At 65.0% G+C, this 16,661-nt stretch carries 10 protein-coding genes and 2 pseudogenes; 4 read left to right on the top strand and 8 right to left on the bottom strand.

Translation table 11 applies throughout. The features are described 5' to 3' along the window. Positions 1–252: 252 nt before the first annotated feature. The 4 genes and pseudogenes from CLU85_RS07595 (at position 253) to queF (ending at position 6,321) form a co-directional block, all read left to right on the top strand. A pseudogene (locus tag CLU85_RS07595) lies at positions 253–3,389 on the top strand (ribonuclease E/G). Positions 3,390–3,640: 251 nt separating this feature from the next. After that, positions 3,641–4,435: a peroxide stress protein YaaA gene (gene yaaA / locus CLU85_RS07590; protein ID WP_100409735.1), complete on the top strand. Its 795-nt coding sequence runs from the start codon at positions 3,641–3,643 to the stop codon at positions 4,433–4,435. A 40-nt stretch (positions 4,436–4,475) separates the two neighbouring features. After that, a pseudogene (locus CLU85_RS07585) lies at positions 4,476–5,398 on the top strand (2OG-Fe(II) oxygenase). A 77-nt stretch (positions 5,399–5,475) separates the two neighbouring features. Continuing rightward, positions 5,476–6,321 (top strand): NADPH-dependent 7-cyano-7-deazaguanine reductase QueF, encoded by an 846-nt coding sequence (gene queF / locus CLU85_RS07580; RefSeq protein ID WP_100412422.1) that lies wholly within the window; start codon positions 5,476–5,478, stop codon positions 6,319–6,321. 11 nt (positions 6,322–6,332) lie between these two features. Here the strand turns inward: queF and CLU85_RS07575 are convergent, their stop codons facing one another. The 8 genes from CLU85_RS07575 to CLU85_RS07540 all read right to left on the bottom strand — a co-directional run bounded on the left by CLU85_RS07575 (position 6,333) and on the right by CLU85_RS07540 (position 16,490). Next, positions 6,333–6,599, bottom strand: a complete 267-nt coding sequence (locus CLU85_RS07575; RefSeq protein WP_100409734.1) for a hypothetical protein — start codon at positions 6,597–6,599, stop codon at positions 6,333–6,335. Positions 6,600–6,686: 87 nt separating this feature from the next. Then, positions 6,687–8,246, bottom strand: coding sequence for a PAS domain-containing methyl-accepting chemotaxis protein (locus CLU85_RS07570; RefSeq protein ID WP_100409733.1), 1,560 nt, complete (start codon positions 8,244–8,246; stop codon positions 6,687–6,689). Between the two features lie 161 nt (positions 8,247–8,407). Then, entirely contained in the window at positions 8,408–9,625 is a 1,218-nt protein-coding gene (locus tag CLU85_RS07565; protein ID WP_100412421.1) for a DNA polymerase IV, read from the bottom strand. A 180-nt stretch (positions 9,626–9,805) separates the two neighbouring features. Further along, on the bottom strand, positions 9,806–11,491 hold the full coding sequence (locus tag CLU85_RS07560) for a thiamine pyrophosphate-binding protein (protein ID WP_100409732.1): 1,686 nt from the start codon (positions 11,489–11,491) through the stop codon (positions 9,806–9,808). Between the two features lie 28 nt (positions 11,492–11,519). Beyond that, entirely contained in the window at positions 11,520–12,746 is a 1,227-nt protein-coding gene (locus CLU85_RS07555; protein ID WP_100409731.1) for a pyridoxal phosphate-dependent aminotransferase, read from the bottom strand. Continuing rightward, complete coding sequence (locus CLU85_RS07550) at positions 12,743–13,660, bottom strand: amino acid ABC transporter substrate-binding protein (protein ID WP_100409730.1); 918 nt, start codon at positions 13,658–13,660, stop codon at positions 12,743–12,745. The genes CLU85_RS07555 and CLU85_RS07550 overlap by 4 nt, the downstream gene beginning before the upstream one ends. Positions 13,661–13,734: 74 nt before the next feature. Continuing rightward, positions 13,735–14,931, bottom strand: a complete 1,197-nt coding sequence (locus tag CLU85_RS07545; RefSeq protein WP_100409729.1) for an FAD-binding oxidoreductase — start codon at positions 14,929–14,931, stop codon at positions 13,735–13,737. Positions 14,932–14,954: 23 nt separating this feature from the next. Further along, positions 14,955–16,490, bottom strand: a complete 1,536-nt coding sequence (locus tag CLU85_RS07540) for an aldehyde dehydrogenase family protein (RefSeq protein WP_100409728.1) — start codon at positions 16,488–16,490, stop codon at positions 14,955–14,957. Between the last annotated feature and the right edge of the window lie 171 nt (positions 16,491–16,661).

The following is a 16,661-nucleotide window of genomic DNA, read 5'->3' as shown; positions in this document are numbered from 1 at the left end:
GCTAGCAAAACTGCGTTCCTACCACTCGCCCCCATCCACGCGCCCCTGCCTCACGATGCTGCGCTAGAGCGCTGCAGATCATTGGCATCCCCGGCAATTCCCTTCGTTTCGATGCGTCAGTCCAGGCATTCACAGCTCCTGTAGAGCTTGTTGTATTGGTTTGGAAACTGTGGGCAGCAGCCCGCGCAGCCTTCCCTGTTGATTGGGTGTGCTGCACCGCTGCTGTCCGCGAAACACTGAAGGAATCGCATCATGAAGCGGATGCTCATCAACGCCACGCAGCCCGAAGAACGCCGCCTGGCCATCGTCGACGGACAAAAGCTCCTCGACTACGAAATCGAAATCGAAGGGCGCGAACAGCGCAAGGGCAACATCTACAAGGCCGTTGTCACGCGCGTCGAGCCTTCGCTGGAAGCCTGCTTTGTGGACTACGGCGAAGACCGCCATGGCTTTCTGCCGTTCAAGGAAATCTCGCGCAGCTACTTCACCCCCGGTGTTTCGCCCAGCCAGGCGCGCATCAATGAAGTGATCCGCGAAGGCCAGGAACTGCTGGTTCAGGTGGAAAAGGAAGAACGCGGCAACAAGGGCGCCGCCCTGACCACTTTCGTCTCGCTGGCCGGCCGCTATGTGGTGCTGATGCCCAACAACCCCCGTGGCGGTGGCGTGTCGCGCCGCATCGAGGGCGAGGACCGCGCCGAGCTCAAGGAGGCGATGGACCAGTTGGAATACCCCAACGGCATGTCCATCATCGCGCGCACCGCCGGCATTGGTCGCACTGCGCCCGAACTGCAGTGGGACCTGAACTACCTGCTCAAGCTCTGGACCGCGATTGACGGCGCTGGCAAGGGCGGCAAAGGCGCCTTCCTGATTTACCAGGAATCGAGCCTCGTCATCCGCGCGATCCGCGACTACTTCAACAACGACATCGGTGACATCCTCATCGATACCGACGACATCTACGAACAGGCGCAGCAGTTCATGGCGCACGTCATGCCCGAGCATGCCGCCCGCGTGAAGCGCTACCGCGACGATGCTGCCCTGTTCAGCCGCTTCCAGATCGAGCACCAGATCGAATCGGCCTACGCACGCACCGTGCAGCTGCCCTCGGGCGGCGCCATCGTGATCGACCACACCGAAGCGCTGGTCAGCGTGGACGTGAACTCGGCCCGCGCCATCAAGGGCGGCGACATCGAGGAAACCGCCACCCGCACCAACCTGGAAGCCGCCGACGAAGTGGCCCGCCAGATGCGCCTGCGCGACCTGGGCGGCCTGATCGTGATCGACTTCATCGACATGGAAGAGTCGAAGAACCGCCGCGAAGTGGAAAACCGCCTGCGCGACGCCTTGCGCCAAGACCGCGCCCGCGTGCAGTTCGGCACCATCAGCAAGTTCGGCCTCATGGAAATGAGCCGCCAGCGCCTCAAGCCTGCCCTCTCTGAAGGCTCGTCCATCCCCTGCCCCCGTTGCGGCGGCTCGGGCCACATCCGCGACACCGAATCGTCGGCGCTGCAGATCCTGCGGATCATTCAAGAAGAGTCGATGAAGGACAACACGGCCGCCGTGCACTGCCAGGTGCCGGTGGAAGTGGCTTCGTTCCTGCTGAACGAAAAGCGCACCGAGATCGCCAAGATCGAACTCAAGCAGCGCGTGGCCGTGCTGATGGTTCCCAACAAGACGCTGGAAACCCCCAATTACCGCCTGGAACGCCTCAAGCACGACGACCCACGCCTGGACCACATCGAAGCCAGCTACAAGCTCGCCGAAGAAGTGGAAGACCCCACCGCCGTGACGCGCCGCTCGCAAGAGCCCACCAACAAACAAACCCCTGTCATCAAGGGTGTGTTGCCTGACGCACCGGCCCCCGTGGCCGAGCCGCGCGAACCCCGCCCTGAAGGCTCCGCCCGCCCCCCCGTAGTGGCCAGCGCCCCGCAGCCCCCCATGCGACAGCCCCGGCTGCCACTGCCGCTCCAGCACCTGCCGCTCCAGCGCCACAGGAGCAAGGTTTCTTTGCCTGGATCAAGAGCCTTTTTGGCTTCGGCAATGCGCCGGTGGCCCCTGCCACGGTGGCAGCGCCAGCACCTGCCGCAGCTCCTGAAACCACCAGCCGTGGCGAACCCCGCCGCGACGGACGCAACGGCGAAGGCCGTGGCCGCCGTGGTGGCCGCGATGGCAATCGGGACGGCCAGCGCGAAGGCGCACCCCGTGACGGCAACCGCGAAAACAACGGTGAAGGCCGTGGCCGCCGTGGCGAACGCTCTGCCGAAGGCCGTGCTCCCCGCGATGCGGAGAACCGCCCACCGCGTGACACCGAGCGCCGCCCCGAGGGCGAAGCCCGCGAGGGCCGTGAAGGAGGCCGCAATGGCCGCGACGGTGGCCGTGGCCGCCGTGACGCCGAGCCTCGCAACCAGAACGCAGGTGTGAACGGTGACAACACCACTGTCAACACCACGGCACAGGTGGAAGGCCCCAATGCGGGCAACACCGGCAATGGACAGGAAGGCCAACCCGCCCAGCAAGCCCGTGGCGAACGCGGCCCACGCCGCGAACGCGGTGATCGGGGCAACAACCGTGGCGGCGAACGCGGTGATCGCGCTCCCCGTGCGGCAGACGCCCAGGAGTCGGCTCCAGCAGCGACAACCGGCGACTTTGTCGACACAGCACCGCTGGCATCGTTGCCTGACCTGGATCTGAGCGACGCTCAGGCCAACGGCAATGGCACCGCAGCCGAAGAGCAACAGCGCCGTGAGCGTCGTTCGCGCGACCGCTATGGCCGTGACCGCCGTGAACGTGGCGAGCGTGGACCGCGTGACAACAACGGCAACACAGAAGCCGCGGCCCCCGCGATGCTGGATTTCGACCCCACCCAGGCCGAGCCCGCACCCGCGCAGGACGATGCGCCACGCCGCAGCTACTTCAGCGCCCCCGCAGCGGAGCAAGCCGCACCGGCCGCAGCAGCAGCACCTGTGGCTACTGCCGAAGCCGCCGCGCCGGTCGTCGTGGCCGCGCCTGTCGCCACTCCGGCACCCGCAGCCGCTCCCGTAGCCCCTGTTGTAGTGGCCCCGGCACCCACGGTGGCCACTGCAGCCCCCGTGGCAGCCACAGCACCAGCAGCACCCGTGGTCACGGGCCTGCCACGCGTCCAGGGTTTCACACTGCCCATCGATGCCCTGCAACAGGTGGCGGCCTCGTCGGGCCTGCAGTGGGTGAACTCTGATGCGGACAAGATTGCAGCCGTGCAAGCCGCAATTGCCGCAGAACCCCAACCCATCCGCGTGCCACGTGAACGCCCACCGGCGGTGGTGCTGGACGAGGGCCCGCTGGTGCTGGTGGAAACCCGCCGTGACCTGTCGGCCATGACGCTGCCTTTCGAGCAGCCCCCAGCGGCCTGATGCGCTGAAACGGCTGCGCCCCCGGGGGCGCAGCCCTTCCTATCCAAGGCGGCTTCAGGCCGCCTTTTTTATTTTGAGCGTCTACAGATACCCATCCCCGGCCAGAGTCGGCTCTTCAGCGGGTACTATTTCGAGCCGATCGCCGCTGCCACGGCAACTCCCTTCGGCACACCCCTCGTTGGCTGGAACCCGTCAGATCACGGCCTGCCATCACTTGCCCGCCCACCGACATCCACGGATCTTCCGGCCCCATGCTGTTTCTGCTGTCCCCTGCCAAATCGCTCGACTACGACACGCCCCTGCCCGACGGTCTGCCGCACACCACGCCCCAGTTTGTGGCGCAATCCACGGCACTCATCGAGGTGCTGCGCACGCAATCTCCCCCACAGGTTGCCTCGTTGATGGCGCTGAGCGACACGCTCGCCGCTCTGAACGTGGCGCGCTACCAGGCCTGGCGCCCCCGTTTCACGGCCAGCAACTCGCGCCAGGCGCTGCTGGCCTTCAATGGCGATGTGTATGAAGGGCTGAATGCCCGCACCCTGAGCCTGGACGACCTTGGCTGGGCACAGAGCCATGTAGCCATCCTGAGCGGACTGTATGGCGTGCTGCGGCCGCTCGATCGCATGCAGCCGTACCGACTGGAGATGGGCACCCGCCTGGCCACGGCCAACGGCAAGAATCTCTATCAGTTCTGGGGCAGCCAGATTGCCGAGCACCTCAATACCCGCCTGCGCGCCCACGACGCGAAAGCCGGCACGCCCGTGGTGATCAACCTGGCATCGCAGGAATACTTCAAGTCGGTAGACCGAAAGGCACTGAAGGCGCGTGTCGTCGAGTGTGTGTTCGAAGACTGGAAAGGCGACGGCTACAAGATCATCAGCTTTTATGCCAAGCGCGCCCGGGGCCTGATGGCGCGTTATGCCATCACGCACCGTCTCGCCACACCCCATCAACTGGAAGGGTTTGACCTGGACGGCTACGCATTTGCGCCGGCATCATCCGAACCCGAGCGCCTGGTCTTCCGGCGCAAGGCGCCCATGGCGTAAACCCGATCCACACCCCCCCAGATTACGTTGAAGGACCGCCATGGCATCGCGTTCTGACCAGCACCCGGACACCACCACCACAACCAGCCCCATCCAGGCCCACAGCGCCAGCGCAGCGCGGCAGTCCATCACGCCCGAACTGCGCCGCTGGATCGTTGAGCAAGCCCAGGCCGGCTACACCGCGCCCGTGGTGCTGCAATCCATGCGCGATGCAGGCTGGGACGAAGACGTGGCGGCCGATGCGCTGGAGATCACGCTGCAAGACCACCTGAACGAACTGGCCGTGCAGCAAGGCCAGCCCACAGCCGTTTCCGTGCCCGAGCCCCCGCTGGAGAAGTCCCCCACCCAGGTGGATTGTGGCGACCGCACCGTGAACGTTCTGCTGGCCGTGGCCCAGCCGCGCGTTGTGGTGTTTGGCAACCTGCTGTCCCCCGAAGAATGCGATGCACTGATGGCCGACGCTGAACCGCGCATGGCGCGCTCGCTCACGGTCGCCACCAAAACAGGCGGCGAGGAGATCAACGATGACCGCACCAGCGACGGCATGTTCTTCCAGCGCGGCCAAAACCCGCTGATCCAGCGCATCGAAGAGCGCATTGCCCGCCTGTTGAACTGGCCCATCGAGAACGGCGAAGGCCTGCAGGTGCTGCACTACCGCCCAGGGGCCGAGTACAAACCGCACTACGACTACTTCGACCCTGCCGAGCCAGGAACGCCCAGCATCGTCAAGCGCGGAGGCCAGCGCGTGGGCACACTGGTGATGTACCTGAACCCCCCCAACAAGGCGGCGGAACCACGTTCCCCGATATCCATCTGGAAGTGGCACCACAGCGTGGCAACGCGGTGTTCTTCAGCTACGAGCGGCCCCACCCATCGACCCGCACCTTGCACGGTGGCGCTCCCGTGATCGCCGGCGAGAAGTGGATTGCCACCAAGTGGCTGCGCGAACGGGAATTCAAGTAGAAACAGGCGCTTGCGCTTTATTCACAAGCACCAATAGCTATTAATAATATAGCAAAAAGACCATGAAAGAGCAGGCCATGAACACGCCAGAACAATCCCAACTCGGCAAGGCGTCGGCCTACATCGACCAGTACGACGCTTCGCTGCTGTTCCCCATTCCCCGCGCTGGCAAACGCGCCGAAATCGGTATCACCGCTGCGGCGCCCTTCTTCGGGGCCGACCTGTGGACGGCGTTCGAGCTGTCATGGCTCAACCAGCGCGGCAAGCCGCAGGTGGCGCTGGCGCACATCACCGTGCCCTGCGAAACACCCAACATCGTCGAGAGCAAATCATTCAAGCTCTACCTCAACAGCTTCAACAACACGCGCTTTGCCGATGCCGCCGAGGTGCAGGCCCGTATCCGCGCAGACATCAGCGAAGCCGCCTGGCGCGGAGCCGAGCACCCTGCCACCGTGGGCGTGAAACTCATCGCGCCTGAGCTGTTCGACCAGGAGCCCGTGCATGAACTCGACGGCCTGAGCCTGGACCGCCTGGACGTGGAATGCACGCAGTACCAACCCGCGCCCGAGCTGCTGACGGCCGCGTTCCACGAAACCCCTGTGGCCGAGACGCTGACCAGCAACCTGCTCAAGAGCAACTGCCTGGTGACCGGCCAGCCCGACTGGGGCAGCGTACAGATCAGCTACAGCGGCCCGCAGATCAACCAGGAAGGGCTGCTGCAGTACCTGGTGAGTTTTCGCAATCACAACGAGTTTCATGAGCAATGCGTGGAGCGCATCTTCATGGATGTGTGGACGCGCTGCAAACCCATCAAGCTCACCGTGTACGCCCGCTACACGCGCCGGGGTGGCCTGGACATCAACCCGCTGCGCACCAGCCACCCGCAGGGCCTGCCGCGCAACGCACGCACCGCGCGGCAATAAGCCGGCGGGCACTACCCCTGCGTATCGACCCAGTCACATCGCAAGGTATGGCGAAGGTGCGCACGCGTTCGCCAGGTCACATAGAGGCTGGGTACAAAAATCCCGATCAGGCACAACGGCGAGGCCCACGGCTCGCCAAAAGCACAGATGGGGAACCACCCCACCCAGCCCAGCACCCAGAGCGTCAGCACCAGGTCCCACAGGTGGTATTCCAGTGGATGCTCTGCTCTGTGCGCAACATGCCACTGCTTGATGCGCTGCAGCTCATTGAGGGTCATGGGAATCTCCCGGAAAACGGGAAATTCAATGTAAGTTACAAGTAAGAATTCGTCAAGAAATACCGATCTGTGGCTCTCGGTGTGCCATCAGCCCAGGCGAAAAACATCCACCGAGAGACCCAGCGATTCGGCGCTTTCCTTGAGCCCCTGAGCCGCAGCCGCCGACTCCTCCACCAACGCCGCGTTCTGCTGCGTCACCATGTCGAGCTGCGTCACAGCCTCGTTGACCTGGGCAATGCCCTGGGATTGCTCCTTGGTCGCGCTGCTGATCTGCTGCACCAGTGTGCTCACGCGCCCCACTGCCTCAACGACCCCCTGAATCGTGGTGCCCGCGTGGTCCATCTGCTGGGCACCGCTGGCGATCTGGTTCACGGTCACACCGATCAAGGCGCTGATCTCTTTGGCAGAACTGGCGCTGCGCTGCGCCAATGCCCGCACCTCGCCCGCCACCACGGCAAAACCACGGCCCTGCTCACCCGCACGGGCCGCTTCCACAGCGGCATTGAGCGCCAGCAGATTGGTCTGGAAGGCAATGCCCTCGATCACCCCCACGATCTCGCTGATGCGCGTGGACGACTGCTTCATCTCCTGCATCGCAGAGCCCACCTCCTGCACCGCCTGCCCGCCACGGGTGGCGATGCTGCTGCTTTGTGCGCTTTCGTGCGACACCTTGGCGGCCGTATCTGCCGTCTGTTGCACGGTACTGGCCAGCTGCTCCATGGAGGCGGCGGTTTCCTCCAGGCTGCTGGCCTGCGACTCAGTGCGCGCCGACAAATCCAGGCTGCCACGCGAGATCTCGGTCGCCGACTGGGTGAAATTGCGCACTTCGGTGCGCACATCGCCCACCACCGCACGCAGGTTGATCTGGGTTTGCCGCAACCGCTGCATCAGTGCACCCAAAGGCTGCGGATAGTCGGTGTTGACCGAGGTCGCCAGATTGCATGCCGAAATGTCGGACGCAAACCGTGTTGCATCGCCCACACCTTGCAGCACCGTGGCCTGAAAGCGCCATAACGTCCACCCCGCTCCCACCAACAACAGCACCAGGCGCGCCACCCAGGCGGTGGTGCCCTGCAGGCCCATCACATCGGGCACCAACGCCAGCAACACCAGCACCAGCAGCAAGAGCGCCATGCGCGGTAACAACGCGATGTGGGCCACGCGCTGTTGCCAGCCCCGCACTCCGCGATACCGCACATTGCCGGAATCCAGATAGAAACTGCTCGCGCCCGACGCCGCCTCGCTGCGCATCTGGGCATACAAAGCCTCAGCGGCAGTCGTTTCTGCCACGCTGGGCTTGGTGCGCACCGACATGTAGGCACGTGGCTTGCCGCCTTCCATGATGGGTGTGACATTGGCACGCACCCAATAGTGGTCGCCGTTCTTGCGGCGGTTTTTTACCAGCCCTGTCCAGGGTTCGCCGCGGCCAATGGTGCGCCACATGTCCTTGTAAGCCTCGGCAGGCATGTCGGGATGGCGGATGATGTTGTGCGGCTGGCCGATGAGTTCTTCGTAGCTGTACCCGCTCACGCGCACAAACGCCGGGTTGCAATGGGTGATCTCGCCCTTGGTGTTGGTGCTGGACACCAGCAACTCGTCGCCAGGGAAATCAAAGTTCTGCTGGGTCACCGGCAGGTTGATGCGCATACAAAACTCCTGATGGGCCTGCGGCATGGGCAGGCAGCGCGGTTTTTGTGGAATGTTGGATGTAACCGCTTGATACGAATCAAGTCTAACTGCTCACCCCACCGCTTGGCCCTAAAAAGGTGCCTCCCCACGCCCCCAAAAGTCCCCTGGAATCCGCTGCATTAAAAAAGCTGCCCGGTCTCCATGCTCGTATCTGCCTGCGGCCCACGCCGACGCCCATCGGCGGCTGCGGCGGCACGCGGCTCCAGCGCAGGCTCCTCCCCCCGCCGCGCCAGCATGCTGGCCCGTACGCCCAGCAGGCGCAAGCGCTTGTCCAGCGGCACGCGCTTGAGGCATTGCCCGGCCAGCTGGCGAATGGTGGCGCCATCGGCTGTGTAGAGACTCGCCGTATGGTCGCGCGTGGCGATCTTGAAGTCGTCGTAGCGCAGCTTGATGCCAATGGTGCGCGCCACGTAGCCTTTGCGCTGGAGGTCGTCAGCCAGGCGCAAACACAGGTCGGTGAAGATCGCGCCGAGTTCGGCCCGGTCGCGCACGGCATGCAGGTCGCGGTCGAACGTGGTCTCGCGGCTCATGCTCACGGGCTCGCTCTCGGTCACCACCGGGCTGTCGTCGCGGCCCCAGGCCACGCGGTGCATCCAGGCGCCGCTGGACTTGCCGAAGTGGCCCATCAGCCATTGCTCGTCCTGCGCCGCCAGCTGGCCAATGGTTTCAATACCCAGGCGCCCCAGCTTCTCGCCCGCCTTGGGGCCAATGCCGTTGATCTTGCGCACGTGCAGTGGCCAGATTTTGCTGTGCAGGTCTTCTTCGTAAACGATGGAAATGCCATTGGGCTTGTTGAACTCGCTGGCCATTTTGGCCAGCAGCCGGTTGGGCGCCACGCCGATGGAGCAGGTCAGTCCCGTCACTTCAAAGATGCTCTTCTGGATCAGCCGCGCCAGCACCCTGCCCCCTTCGCGCTGGCCACCGGGCACGTCGGTGAAGTCGATGTACACCTCGTCCACACCCCGGTCCTGCATTACCGGTGCAATGTCCATGATAGTGCTTTTGAACAGGCGCGAAAATCGGCGCACCTCGTCAAAATCCACCGGCAACACGATGGCCTGCGGGCACAGCTTGGCGGCCTTCATCATGCCCATGGCCGAGCCCACACCAAACTGCCGTGCGGGGTAAGTCGCCGTCGTGATCACGCCCCGGCCCACGTAGTCCTTCAGCAGCGGGAAGTCTTCCACCGGGATGAAATGCCGCTCGCGCACGCCATTGCCGTCGGGGCCTTGCAGCAGCAGTTCATCCACCGTGCGCCGCCCACCGCCAATCACCACCGGCAGGCCCTTGAGCTGCGGATAGCGCAGCAGTTCGACCGATGCAAAAAACGCATCCATGTCGAGGTGGGCGATGCGGCGCAGCTTGCCTTCGGGCTGGGCCGGGGCAGCCGGGCCGCTGGCAGCGGTATCAGGGTCAGGGACGGTCACGGCCGCTATTGTGCGCGGCGGTGCGACAGGCTACTGCCAGTCGCCCCTGTGTGCCGCTGCTTTCAACCAACAGCTGCGCCGTGCCAAACCCTATTGCTTCGCCATGGCTGCGCTGCGAATGCCCTGCAACGTGCCCGTGGGCGTGATGGCTTCGGGGTCGATCAGGCAGTGCAACACGCTGGGCAGGCCGCTGGCACGGGCGCGCGCCAAAGCGGGGGCAAAGTCTTCCGTCCGCTCCACGCGCTCGCCGTGGCCGCCAAAGGCCTGGGCGTAGGCCCTGAAGTCGGGGTTCTGGAGCTGGGTGGCACTGATGCGGCCCGGGTACTCGCGCTCCTGGTGCATGCGGATCGTGCCGTACATGGCGTTGTCCAGCAGTACCACGATGATCGGTAGACCGTACTGCACGGCGGTCGCAAATTCCTGGCCGTGCATCAGGAAGTCGCCGTCGCCCGCAAAGATCACCACCTCGCGCTGCGGCCACAGGCGCTTGCCGCCCACGCCCGCGGGCAGGCCGTAACCCATGGAGCCGCTGGTGGGGGCTAGCTGGCTGGCATAGGTGGTGAAGGGCCAGAAGCGGTGCACCCAGGTGGCAAAGTTGCCCGCACCGTTGCAGAAGATGGTGTCAGCGGGCAGCACGTCTTTGAGGTGCTGCATCACCTGGCCCATTTGCAGGTTGCCGGGAATGCGGATGGGGGCGGGGTCGCTCCAGGCCAGGTACTCGGCATGGGCGGCTTCGGCGTAAGCCTTCCAGGGCACTGTGGCCGTGGGGCGCACAGCATTCAAGGCCGCAGTGAATGCCTGCGGCGTGGCGTGGATGGCCTGGGTGGGGCGATACAGCTTGCCCAGTTCATCCGCATCGGCATGCACATGCACCAAAGGCTGTGCGGGGGTGGGAATGTCGAACAGCTCGTAGCCCTGCGAAGGCACCTCAGACAGGCGCCCACCCACTACCAGCACCAAATCAGAGGCCTTGATGCGCGCCAGCAGCTTGGGGTTGACGCCCAGGCCCAGGTCACCGCCATAGCAGGCATGCTTGGCCGGGAACAGCATCTGGCGGCGGAACGAGCAGTACACCGGCAACGACCAGGCCTCGGCAAAGGCGGTGAACTCGCTCACCGCCTGCTCAGACCAGCGGCTGCCGCCGAGAATCGCCACGGGCTGCTTGGCTGCACTCAGGCGCTGGGCCAACTCAGCCATCTGCGCAGCGCCAGGATGTGTTTCTGTCACCTGGTAGGCCAGCGCATCGGCCACGGTGGCGGCTTCGGTCAGCATGTCCTCGGGCAGTGCCACCACCACAGGGCCGGGGCGGCCCGACGTGGCCACATGGAAGGCGCGCGAGATCAGTTCGGGCACGCGCGCCGGGTCGTCAATCTGCACCACCCACTTGGCCATGGTGCCAAACACGGCGCTGTAGTCCAGTTCTTGAAACGCCTCGCGCCCCATCGCACCGCGCGCCACCTGGCCCACGAACAGGATCATCGGGGTCGAGTCCTGGTGCGCGATGTGAATGCCTGCCGATGCGTTGGTGGCACCGGGCCCGCGCGTCACAAAGCAGATGCCGGGCTGGCCGGTGAGCTTGCCCTGCGCCTCGGCCATCATGGCGGCGCCGCCCTCCTGGCGGCACACCGTCACGGCGATGTCGGCATCGTGCAGGGCATCGAGCACGGCCAGATAGCTTTCACCGGGCACACAAAAGAGCTGCTTCACGCCGTGGGTGATGAGCTGCTGGACCAGGATCTGGCCGCCAGTGCGGGGGTTGGTGGGTGCAGTCGTCATGTCAGTCGGTCATTTCAAAAAACAAAACTCAGAACAGCGCCGTGCACGCGCGGTCTATGCGCGCGCAGGCCTCTTGCAGGTCGGCCGTGCTGGCAGCGTAAGAGATACGGAAGTAAGGCGCCAGCCCCAGCACGCCGCCAGGAACCACGGCCACATGGTGCTCGCGCAGCAGGTAGGCGCAAAAGTCAGCATCGGTGCGCAGCAGCATGCCCGCCGGTGTGGTGCGGCCCAGCACGCCTTCGCAGCTGGCAAACGTGTAAAAGGCACCTTCGGGCACGCGGCAGCGCAGGCCCGGCGATGCGTTGAGCGCGGCCACGACCAGATCACGCCGGCCCTGGAACGCTTGGCAGCGCTCGCGCACCACGCCTTGCGGGCCCGTCAGCGCCGCCACGGCCGCCGCCTGGCTGATGGACGAAGGGCACGACGTGGCTTGGCTCTGCACCACGGCCATGGCCGCAATCAACGCCTTGGGGCCTGCGCCGTAGCCCAGGCGCCAACCCGTCATGGCATAGGCCTTGGAGACGCCATTCACCGTGAGCGTGCGCTCGCGCAGCGTGGGCAGCACGGCAGCGGGCGTGGCAAAAGCGCGGCCGTCATACAAGATGTGTTCGTAGATATCGTCCGCCAGCAGCCACACCTGCGGGTGGCGCTCCACCACTTCCAGCACGGGCCGCAACTGCTCTGCGCTATAGGCCGCGCCGCTAGGGTTGGAGGGCGAGTTGATGAACACCCAGCGTGTGCGCGGCGTGATGGCCGCCTCCAGCTGCTCGGGCGTGATGCGAAAGCCGTTGGCCTCGGTGCAGGGCACCACCACGGGCACGCCCCCAGCGATCAGCACCATGTCGGCATACGACGTCCAGTACGGCGCGGGCAGGATCACCTCGTCGCCCGGGTTCACCGAGGCCATCAACGCGTTGTAGAGGATCTGCTTGGCGCCCGCTCCGGCGGTGATTTCGTTGAGCGCAAAGCTGAGCCCGTTGTCGTGCTGAAACTTGTGCTGAATGGCAGCCTTGAGCTCGGCCGTGCCATCCAGCACCGTGTAGTGCGTATCCCCCCGCGCCATGGCCTGCTGGGCGGCTTCCAGAATATGGGCGGGCGTATCGAAGTCGGGCTCGCCCAGGCCCAGCACGATCACGGGCTGGCCCTGGCGCTTAAGCTGGTTAGCCTCTTGCGTCAGGCGCACGATTTCCGAGACGCCGATGGCGCCGAGGCGGTCGGCCGCACGAAAAGCCGTGGCGGGGATGGGAGCGTTCATTGCTGGTAGGTCTCCAGGGGCTTGTCGTTGGGAGTGGCAAACAGCTGGCGCAGCGTGGTGCCCAGCGGCAGGTTCAGGCTCATGTTCTTGGGCGGGATGGGGTTCACAAACCACTTGGTGTAAATCTTTTCCATCTCGCCGCTTTGCATGAGCTTGATGAGCACCCCATCCACCGCCGCCTTGAAGGCGGGGTCGTCCTTGCGGAACAGCAGCGCAATCGGCTCAGCGCCCAGCGGCTCGCCCACGATGCGAAAGGCCGAGGGGTCTTTGGAGTTGGCAATCATCCCGGCCAGCAGGTTGTCGTCGAGCACAAAGGCATCCGCACGGCCGGATTCGAGCAGCAAGAAGCTCTCGTGGTGGTCTTTGCCCAGCACGGTCTTGATGGCGCCGCCGCCCAGCGCGCGCTCTTGCTTGCGCAGCAGCTGCACGGCGGTGGTGCCGGTCGATGCCGCAATGGTGCGCCCGGCAAGTTGGCTGACGGACTTCAGGTCCGAGTCCTTACGCACCGCCATGCGCACTTCACTCACGTAGGTGGTCACCGCAAAGGCCACCTGCTGCTGGCGCGCGGTGTTGTTGGTGGTGGGGCCGCAGCCGATGTCGAGCGTGCCGTTTTGCACCAACGGCAGCGTGTTCTGCGCGGTCACGGCCATGTATTCGAGCTTGGCGTCGGGCGCAATTTCTTTCAGCACCCGTTCGCACAGCTCGACGTGGTAGCCCACGTATTTTTCGTTGGCGCCCAGCGCATAGGCCATGGGCGGCGAGGTTTCACGCACGCCCAGCACCGCCTTGCCAGATGCCTTGATCTTCTCCAGCGTGGGCTGGGCGACCGTCTGCGCCAGCGCGGGGGCCGTGGCCATGCAGGCCAGGGCCAGGCCTGCGGCGAACGCAGTGAAGGTCTTGCGGAAAATTGCCATGTCGTTGTCTCCTGATGTGTTGTGGTTGGCAGGTTGAGAAAAGGGTGAGGAAAAACGGGCAGCAACGATGCTGCTCAGATCACGTTCTTTTCGAGCAGCGGCGCGTTGCGCGCAATGCGCTCGATGGACAGCGGCGACAGGTCCAGGCTCTGGTAGCTGCCGGCCAACATCAGCTCTGCCAGACCCCGCCCCACGGCCGGGCATTGCTGCAAGCCGTGGCCCGAGAAGCCGTTGGCAAACACCAGGTTGTCGCACGCCGGGTGCAGGCCCACGATGGCGTTGTGATCGAACGTGTTCATCTCGTAGTAGCCCGCCCAGGCGCCCTGCATGCGCAGCGCCTCAAAGCCCGGGATGCGCTCGGCAAGCAGGGGCCAGATGTGGTTGTCAAACGCGTCGTACTCGGGCTCCAGCGGGGCAAAGTCGGCGTCGTTGTCGGCGTCGGGCGCAAAGCCGCAGATGAAGCCTTTGCCCTCAGGCCGCAGCCAGATACCGCTGGTGTCGATGAGCAGCGGGCAACCCGGCAGCGCTGCGGGGCTGGCGAGGTTGAACACCGTGCGGCGCTTGCCTACCACGGGCAGATCAATGCCAGCCCATCCCGCAATGGCTGCTGCCCAGGGTCCACCGGCGTTCACGGCGTAGCGGCAAGGCAGCACGGCGCCGCTTTGCAGGCGTACTGCGTTCACATGCAGCACGCCGTCGCTGGCCGCCGTGTCCAGCCCCACCGCATCATCGGCCACATAGCGCACGCCCTGGCTCTGTGCCTTTTTGCGCAGCGCGGTCAACAGCAGGTAGCCGTCAAACCAGCCCTCGCCCGACAGGCCCAGCGAGCCCAGCACCACGTCCTGCAGCGCCAGCCACGGAAAGCGCTCGGCCAATTGCTGCGGGCTCAGCAGCGCCACATCGGCACCGTATTGCTTTTGCAACGCATGGTTCTCGCGCAGCGTGGCCTCGCCTGCCTGGGTGGCCAGGTACAGGTAGCCGCCTTCGTGCAGACCGATGTCGGGCACATCGCCGTTGCAGGCCAGCAGCGTGCCCACGTTGCGTAAAAAGCCGATGCCGTAGGCCGATATCTGGATGTTGATGTCGGTCGAAAACTGCTGGCGAATCGAGCTGGCCGACAGCGCCGACGAAGCGCGCGCATAGGTCGGATCGCGCTCGACCACCACCACCTCGCAGCCCGGATGCTGCAGCGTGAGGAAGTACGCAATCGCACTGCCGATGACGCCACCGCCGATGATGACGATGGGGTGTTGGCCGTTAGAGATAGACATGGATGGGGCTGCCAGCACGTGGGCTACACATCAAACGTCACGCCCTGTGCCAGAGGCAGCGCGGTGGAGTAGTTGATGGTGTTGGTGGCGCGGCGCATGTAGGCCTTCCAGCTGTCCGAGCCCGCTTCGCGGCCACCGCCGGTTTCCTTCTCCCCGCCAAACGCGCCGCCAATTTCGGCACCGCTCGGGCCGATGTTCACATTGGCAATGCCGCAGTCCGAGCCCGCAGCCGACATAAACAACTCAGCCTCACGCACGTTCAGCGTAAAGATCGACGACGACAGGCCCGCGCCCACAGCGTTGTTCATGGCGATGGCTTCGTCGAAGGTGCTGTAGCGCACCACGTACAGGATGGGCGCAAAGGTTTCGTGCAGCGCAGGGCCTTCGTGTTTTTGCAACTCGACCAGCGCGGGGCGCACGTAATACGCATCCACACCGCCGATGCCTTCCACGCGGCCACCACCGTGCACCATGGCACCCAGCGCGCGGCTTTGCTCCAACGCTTTTTGCATGCCGTCAAACGCGGGGCGGTCGATCAGCGGGCCCACCAGCGTGCTCGCAGTGCGCGGGTCGCCCACCTGCACGTTGGCGTACACCTTGGTCAGCTGGGGCACCAGCTGGTCGTAAATGCTCTCGTGCACAAACAGACGGCGCAGCGTGGTGCAGCGCTGGCCGGCCGTACCCATAGCGGCAAACGCGATGCCACGCAAGGCCAAATCCAGGTCCGCTGTGGGGGCCACGATGGCCGCGTTGTTGCCGCCCAGCTCCAAGATGCCGCGCGCAAACCGCGCTGCCAGGCGCGGGCCCACGCTGCGGCCCATGGCGGTAGAGCCTGTGGCCGACAGCACGGGCACGCGGGCGTCATCCACCAGCACCTCGCCAATGGCGCGCTGGCCCACGATCAGCTCCAGCAGGCCCTCGGGCGCGTCACTTCCAAAACGGGCGATGGCGCGCTGCGCGATGGCGTGCGTGGCCAGGGCCGTGAGCGGGGTTTTCTCGGACGGCTTCCACACCACCGAATCACCACACACCAGCGCCAGCGCGGCGTTCCACGACCACACAGCCACCGGGAAGTTGAAGGCCGAGATCACGCCGCACACGCCCAGCGGGTGCCAGGTTTCCATCATGCGGTGGCCCACTCGCTCGGTGGCAATCGTCAGGCCGTACAGCTGGCGCGACAGGCCCACGGCAAAGTCACAGATGTCGATCATCTCCTGCACCTCGCCCAGGCCCTCGGACGGAATCTTGCCCGCCTCAATGGTCACGAGCAAGCCCAGGTCGGCCTTGGCAGCGCGCAGCTCTTCGCCCAGCAGGCGCACCAGCTCGCCCCGGCGCGGCGCGGGCACATTGCGCCACGCCAAAAAGGCTGCATGCGCGCGGCCAATGGCAGCCGTGGCGTCGGCCGGGCTTTGCTGCGGCACCTGGGCCAGCACCTCGCCCGTGATGGGCGAGCGCGCCGCCAGCGTGCCACCGGTGTAAGCGCTGCGAGGCACGCCCAGGCGCTGCAAGAGTTGATCGACTTCAGACACAAGAGGGGTAGCAGCAGAGGTGGCAGACATGGCGGCTCGCAAAGGTGAAACGGGGCAGAGAAACACAAAAGCGCAAGAGAACCTACGCAAACATGGCGCCAATATCCGCCAATCACTGGGGGCTGGATAGCAAAAAATTGGAACTACTTCATCACAAATCTGCATGAAGTGCTTGAAAATTGCAGAGCGGCCTGCGCACAA

Source organism: Acidovorax sp. 69 (genome assembly GCF_002797445.1).
GTDB lineage: Bacteria > Pseudomonadota > Gammaproteobacteria > Burkholderiales > Burkholderiaceae_C > Acidovorax.
The sequence above is the reverse complement of the archived record's forward strand: the minus strand, read 5'-3'. Positions and strand labels throughout refer to the sequence as shown.